At 65.5% G+C, this 7,251-nt stretch carries 4 protein-coding genes; all 4 read right to left on the reverse strand.

Going from position 1 to position 7,251, the window contains the following annotated elements:
* Positions 1–94: 94 nt before the first annotated feature.
* Positions 95–2,362 carry a LuxR C-terminal-related transcriptional regulator gene (locus A5775_RS21525; protein ID WP_067256879.1) on the reverse strand — a complete coding sequence of 756 codons (2,268 nt, stop codon included), beginning with the start codon at positions 2,360–2,362 and terminating at the stop codon, positions 95–97.
* Positions 2,363–3,434: 1,072 nt separating this feature from the next.
* On the reverse strand, positions 3,435–4,712 hold the full coding sequence (locus tag A5775_RS21530; RefSeq protein ID WP_082953112.1) for an alpha/beta fold hydrolase: 1,278 nt from the start codon (positions 4,710–4,712) through the stop codon (positions 3,435–3,437).
* A gap of 403 nt (positions 4,713–5,115) precedes the next feature.
* Entirely contained in the window at positions 5,116–5,388 is a 273-nt protein-coding gene (locus A5775_RS25565; RefSeq protein ID WP_231995241.1) for a hypothetical protein, read from the reverse strand.
* Positions 5,389–5,576: 188 nt separating this feature from the next.
* Positions 5,577–7,251 (reverse strand): helix-turn-helix transcriptional regulator (locus A5775_RS21535; protein WP_231995242.1); only part of this gene is annotated, 1,675 nt, incomplete at its 5' end.

Raw genomic sequence — 7,251 nt, forward strand, 5'->3', positions numbered from 1 at the left:
TGCGGCTGGGTCACTGCCCTTCTGTGTTATCAAAGGCGTTCTCAGACAAGGCGATTCGTGATCAGGAACGTCTGCCGCGGCGTCGGCGGGCGAACTACAGCAGGCCGAGTTCTCGCGCCCGGCTGACCGCCGCGCCGCGGTGCTCGACGCCGAGCTTGCGGTACACGGCGCGCTGGTGGGTCTTCACGGTATTGAGCGAGACGTAGAGCCGCTCACCGATCTCACGCCGCGATAACCGGGTGGCGAGCAGGCGAAGAACTTCAAGCTCCTTGGGGGTCAGCGCCTCAACGACCGCGCGCTCGTTGTGGCGCGAACGCACCGCGACGCCCGCGTGGCGCTCGGCCGAAGCGAGCAGCTTCGGGGCGACGCCGGCATCGGTGCAACCGCGCACCAGCGTGCCGACCTCTTCGAGGCTCGCGGTCGCGGTCTGGTGGTCGCCGAGGTGCTCGAAGATGTCCGCTTTTACCAACAGGGACTTGGCCACCTCGAGGACTGCTCCGCCTTGACGGGCCGATAGGACGGCCATGTCCGCGGCGGCCACCGCGGCAGTCGCGTCGCCGCGCAGGGCGAGGAGTTCGGCCGCGGCAAGCGACACCATCACGTCCACGAAATGTTCCCCATCCGCGAGGTCCCGGGAGCTTCCGGAAGCCCGGCGGATCTGGCGTTCAGCGTCTGCGAGCTGACCGAGTTCGGCCGAGATCAGCGCCAGATAGCCCAACGCGCCGATGCGGGCGCGGCGGTCGCCCGCCTTCTCGGCCTGCTGCACGGCCCGCCGGAAGGCGCCTTGCGCCTCATGGGTGCTGCCCGAGAAGTAGAGGGCGGACCCGTAGACGCAGTATGCGCTTGATCGGCCCGGCGGCGCTTCGCCGAGATCGAGGGTGACCGCGCGGCGAGCCTCCTCGAGCGCCGCGGCGACTTCAGCCGTCTTGAACGAGTGAACCGCGCGCAACACGACGACTTGAGCGCTGATGGCGCCACCATCGGCCGGGCATCCGGCCTCGACCGCCTCGATCCACTCGGCGGCGTCGTCGAGTTGACCCTGGCTGAGGGCGATCCAGGCGCGGGCCACGCTCAGCCGCGGATCCTGCAGGACGGTCTCGTCGGGAAGCAGGTCAAGCCAACCGGAGACGGTCGACAGCCCGCCCCCGTTGAACTCATTGACCCAGTCCGCGGCGATCAGATCGGCGCTGCGCGAGATGTCACCGGCAGCGACCAGGTGGCGCACCGCCTCATCGTTGAGGCCCTCGGCCTCGAACCAGGCCGCGGCTCGTCGGTGCAGATCGGCGACCAGATCGGGCTCGGTGCGGTGCAACTCGGTGCGCAGCAACTCCCCGAACAGCTGGTGATAGCGATACCAGTGACGCGACATGTCCAGCGGCGCCACAAACAGGTTCTCGCGCTCGATCTTCTTCAAGACCGCGGCCGAGCCAGAGGTTTGCAGCAGCGCGTCGCACAGCGCACCGTTGAGCCGTCGCAAGACCGAGGTACGTAGCAAGAAGCTGCGTATTTCCGGCGGCTGACCGTCGAGCACCTCGGCCATCAAGTAGTCGACGATATGACGGTTATCGCCCGCGAACGTCCTGATGAACGCGGCGGGATCGGCACGCCCGGCAAGCGAGAGAGCCGCGAGGTAGAGGCCGGCGGCCCACCCTTCGGTGCGTCGGTGCAACAGGTGAATATCCGCATCAGGCAGGTCCAGCCCGAGGACATCGTTCAGCAGTTGCTCCGCCTCACTGGCCCCGAAACGTAAATCGTCGGCTCGCATCTCGGCAAGATCGCCGCCGGCCCTCAGCCGGGCCAACGGCAACATCGGATCCGATCGGGTGGCCAACACCAGGTGAAGATTCGCCGGCATCCGGCTGATTACGAACGCCAGCTGCTCGTGAACCGCTCGACGTACCACCAGGTGGTAGTCATCAAGAATGAGCACGATCGGGTCGGCGATTGTGTCCAGATCATTCAGCAGGGTGGGCAGGACGACCTGCGTAGGGTCGGCGCCCATCTTCAGGAGTTCGACCGCGCGAATCCCCACCCCAGGATTGACCGTCTGCAGCGCGGCGACCACGTACATCCAAAACCACACCGGGTCGTTGTCGGAAGAATCAAGCGACAGCCAGGCGAACTGCTGGTCCTCGGCCGCGCCCTGGGCCCATTGCGCCAGTACTGTCGTCTTGCCCCAGCCCGCCGGCGCACTCAGCAGGGTCAGCTTGCGGCTACGTCCCGCCGACAATGCGTCGAGCAGGGCGGTGCGGTGAACGAGCTGTGGCCCGATAGCCGGGACGTGCAGCTTGGTGGCGAGCAGAATTGCTCGCGCAGCGGCTTCTCCGATGCCGCTGTCGCTGCGTTCAGCTGAGCCGGTCACGTTCGAACTCCGCGAATCCGTTGAACCCAGCGGCCGTTTGGGAACGCTGGGCGTTGCCGCATCCTGCGTGGGCGCTGACGTCTCGGCATCCCAATTGTTCCCTGCAGGGTCGGGCGGACTCGTTCCGCCCGGCAATTGCGGTGACCCTATTGAATCAGATGCGTTCTCCGCGATTGCCTCCGGCGCACGCTGGTGGTGCCCGTTTGAGCTGGCGGACCCACTTCCCGCGTGACCCGCCAGTGGTCCGCAGAGGATCTTTTCGTGAACCGCGCTCGCGCTGTGCCCGCTCACCGTGATTCCTCCCTGTTCCGGTCGATGCAGCGACTCCTGCAACAACTCCTGCAACTCATGACACTGCGGCGCGCGGATGGTGGGCGTCTCAACATGAGGTGAGTGAGCGTCTCAAAGTGACACATCTCGAGGGCGCCGGAGGGCGGTCCGTCGTCGTCTTCGGCGTGCTCATGGTCGTCGGCTCACCAACATGTACCCACCGACGCCGAACACCACCGGCACCATCATCAACATCCCCAGAAATGTGCTCATCATCGTTTTCTCAACTTCTCTATGTGGTTGCTCTCCGGCGCCGGTTCCTGGTTGAGCGGCCGCGGTCACGGCGATCCGGAGTTCAATCACTACGTTGGCAGCCCGACACCGCCGCCACCATCGCCCAACGGATGATCTTTAGGGCCGGGTCGGTGTATACCTAGTGGCCTTGCTAGTTGACAGACTCGTCAATCCGCGGCGCATGCGTTGCCTCACGGTGTGAGGAGGATGCAGTTGCTGCGCGCTGGTGCGTCCGCAACCAAGGTCGTCAGCAAGATCGCGGCAAGTCACACGATCAGAGTCATTGGCGGCCTAGAATTCTCGTTTGAGAAGAACATCAGCGGCGAAAGCAACGGTGCGAATCCAGAGAGATCCACGGAGCCGGCGAATGTGGTGATGCGATCGGCGGGCCGCGGCGGGGTGGTCACGGTTACGGCCTCGCATGGAATTCGGCGGGCTGAGACGCGTTCACCGCAGCCCCAGCCCGCCGAACGGTCAGTTAGCGACGACGCTCGGCTTAAATGCGGCGCTAGCTTGCTCGACTGTGGTGGCCGCCTTGCGGTTTTCCCGACGCTGCGGAACCGCCTGGGGCACCCGCTCCGGAATGGCCATAGTCGGCTACCAGGGCTACGGCGTCGGACTGTGCCAACCGACTTACCCGGCTTCCAGCCGCGAGAGCCGGGCCGTCGGCGGCGATGGCGGAGCTGATGGCTTCGGTGACCACCTGCGGGACTTCATGCAAAAGCGTGTGCCCTGCGGTGGGCCGATGGATGAGCGTCGCGCCGGGTATACCGTCGGCCAGCTCGCGGGCGTGCCACATCGGCGTGAGCTTGTCCGCTCCTCCACTGATGATGGTTGTCGTGGCCGTGATCGAGCCCAGGGCCTGAGAGCAGTCGTATTCTTTTAGACCGCGCAGGAAGCCGACTTTGGTCGTCGACGGGGTGGCGTTGATATCGGCCGCGGACATAGCGACCAACGATTTCGGGGCGACTGCACCGTATCCGCCATGTCTGGTAAGTGCCGCGCACACCGGCCGGGCCAGGAATTGAACTACCTGATCGGTACCCGCGCGGGGCATTCGGTGTACGAGGTGGTAGAGCACGCTTGTCGCGGGGGTGCTCAGCAGCCGGCCGAGGCCGTGCTTACCGAGATTTCCCGCGGCGGTCGCGACGAGAACAAGGCTCTCCGGCTCGACGGGACGCTTGCCGGGCGGCCGGCGAAGATAGGCCAAGGCCGTCATGCCGCCCATCGAGTGCCCCACCAGGGTGAGCGGGCCCGTAACGCCAAGCGTGACCAGCAACTCGGCGAGGTCGTCGGCGAGTCGGTCGATCCGGTAGGTGTGCATTGACGCATTGCCGGAGTCGCCGTGACCACGGTGGTCGTAACTGATGATCCGGATGTTGTTGCCCCAGCGACGGATCAGCTGCGTCATCTGGATGTTCCAGGACTCTTTGTTCAGGCAAAAGCCATGGAGAAGTACGACTGTATGGCCGGCGGCGTGTGATCCCCAGTCACGAACGGACAGCGAGATGCCATCGCTCGTGGTAACCATGCGGTTGCAGGCCGGCGATCGGTGTGCGCCGGGTGTTCGGTTACGGCCGCATCGCGTTGGCGGCGTCCGTGGCGTCATCGCTTTGCTACCAGACATGGCCATGTTTCGGGGCGAGGATTCCAGCCAACGTGTCGTCGAGGAGTTGCACTCGCCATCGCCGGCCGGTTGCTGTCCTCGTGCTGCAAAGTCGCGCATCTTGTCGAAGTTGTCCGCAGCGCTGTGTATCTCGAGTGTGGCTGATGTCGTCGTTGTCATCTCAGCTAGCCTGACCTGCCTGCGCACCGAGATGTGCAGTCCTGCTTGCCGGTTCGCCGAGCGAGCTGGCGTGACCGGCGTTCATCGCCGGTATTCGAAGCGCCGCATTCAACATTGTCGCTCTTTTCCTTTTGTGCTCACCGACACGGTGTGCGGCCTGGCTGGGCCGTCGCATTGGGCGAGAACGTGATTAGTTGTCGACTGCTACGGTCGTCGTGCGGGCAGCCCAAATCCATCGCCCGAGGATTGATGTTTAGGGCCGGACCGGTCTAGTACTAGCAGCGCCGAGATGTTCGACGACCGAGCTGAACCAGGCCATGACACCGGCGGCATAATCGAGAAGATTGATCGGGCTCGGCGGGTGCGGCCAACATCGTCTGGTTATCCGGATGGTCGACGACCACTACCGAAGTGGGTTCGCGGTTATCTGTAGCCATGCCTCGAATTCCCTTTGTTCACGGCGCTTTTGCGACCGTTTGGCACGCAATCGTTGGATGATGATTGCAAGTTCGCCATTGCCGGCGCGTCGTGCTTTCGGGTCGATATCGATAGGCTGGCTTGCTGATTCGGTGATCGGACTGGGCCGGCTTGCCGTCATCACGACACCATCGTCGTCCCGGGCAACCCAGAACGTCACTGGCAACATCGCCAGCATTCCGTAGGCTGCGTTCAGCATTGTTCGCTCTTTCCCTTGTGTGCTCACTGGCGGGTGGGTATGGCTACGCTCGAGCGTCGCTCGGGTGAGTACGCGATTGGTTGTCAACTACTACGGTCGTCGTGCGGGCAGCGCAAATCCATCGCCCGAGGGTTGATGTTTAGGGCCGGATGGATGCAGCACTAGGCGGCCCGTATTTGACGTGTCGATCAATCAGCGCCGCGCACGAGCTGCGCCAATTGGGCGCGGGACGTGATGCCGAGCTTGGCGAATGCGTGGTGCACGTGGGTCTTGACGGTGTGCGGGGACAGGTGCAGTTGCTGGGCAACGGAGCGGTTGGTCGCGCCTGCGGCGATCAGACGGACGACGGTGTGTTCGGAATCAGTGAGGCTGCCCCAGCCCGTTTTTGCCCGTGGTCGGGTGACGATGCGGCGTTCCGCGCCTAATCGGCGCAGCGCGCGGCCCACCCGGCGGGCATCGGCAAGCGCCTCGCACTCGATGTAGGTGTCGAATGCGGCATTGAGCTGATCGACCGCCTGATCAGCGCGGTCGGTGCGGGCCAGTTCAGCGCCGGCATCCTCGGCCGCAGCGGCGTAAAGAAGCGGCCGCTCCGACGATTCAAGCAACCCAGCGGCAGCTGCCAGCGCCTGGGCGTCACGTTCGAGTATCCCGCGGGCGTATCCGGCGACCCCGGCGAACAGCGGCACCGGTGGCCGCTCACGCTCCAGCGCCTCGGTGGCCTGCAGGACCCGTGCGCGCAAGCCGGCATCACCTGCGGCCGAGGCCACCTGGGCACTCAAGATCACCAGATCTAAGACCTCGGGCGTGAGTGGTGTCCCGAGTCGGGCCATGTCGCCGCCGAGCCAGCGCACTGCTTCATGGACGTCGTCGCGCTGCCACGCCGCCCGCGCCAACGCGTGCGTTGCCATCCGACGTACAAAAGATGAGCCGGTGGGGTAGGCGGCGCGAGCGTCAATTTCCGTTTGCTGCAACAAGTTTCGGTCATCGGTGCGCACCGCCACCTCGGTCAGAATTCTCATGCGCAACATGTCCGCCTCGGTCGCCCCTGTCGACTGTGGGGGTGGTTGGGACTCAACCGCGGCGCGAGCGGCCGACAACCGGCCCGCAGCGAGATGGACACGCCCGACAACCAGGGCCCACATATCAAGGGCCATCGCGTTGCCTTCCCGGCGGGCGTGCGCTGTTTCGTCGCCGACCTGGACCGCAGCGTCGTCCAACCGGCCGACCACCGCCAGCTGGTTCGCGTACTGCATGGCAGCGGCCAAGTAATGATCTGTGTGCACATCACCCGCGCGGGCAAGCGCGCAAGCCTTCTCCAGGCGGCATAGCGCGCGGCCCGCGTACCCGTCGCCGCCGTCGAGACGAGCCAGGGTGACATCGGTCACGACCCTGGCCTCGAGATCATCGGTGGCTGCCGCGGCCGCGGCAGCCTCGTCGGCGGCCGCGCGATGTTGGCCGCGGCGGTCGTACAGCAGGTTGTAAGCCAGCCAGGCCAGATGTCGTGCCCTGGTGACGTCGCTGATCTCGCTCAACTCGAGCGCCTGCCGATTCTCCGCCACGCGCCGCTGGGTGCTGTGCTGGGTGTGCGCCGGGAGCCGGAGGCGGATCTCGGCCTCCGCTTCGGGCGAGGCCGCCTGCGAGAGCGCCACCACGGCCAACTCTTCGGCCTCCCGGTGACGGCTGGCCCGGTTGAGCCACTCCACCGTCTCGGCCACGAGTGACCCGTAGTCAAGGTCGTGGGCGGGCAACAGCTCTAACGCGCGCTTGCTCAAGTCCGCGGCCGCGCTCGCGTCGCCGCGGCCAACCGATTGGGCGGCTTGGCGCAGTGCGTCGATCGCCTCCCGGTCTCCGGGCTCGGCGCTG

It is taken from the genome of Mycobacterium sp. 852002-10029_SCH5224772, assembly GCF_001667315.1.
Taxonomy (GTDB): domain Bacteria; phylum Actinomycetota; class Actinomycetes; order Mycobacteriales; family Mycobacteriaceae; genus Mycobacterium.

Coding starts and splice junctions, on each gene's coding strand:
- A5775_RS25565 (WP_231995241.1), bottom strand. CDS start 5,388: ATGCTGAACGCAGCCTACGGAATGCTGGCGATGTTGCCAGTGACGTTC.
- A5775_RS21530 (WP_082953112.1), bottom strand. CDS start 4,712: ATGACAACGACGACATCAGCCACACTCGAGATACACAGCGCTGCGGAC.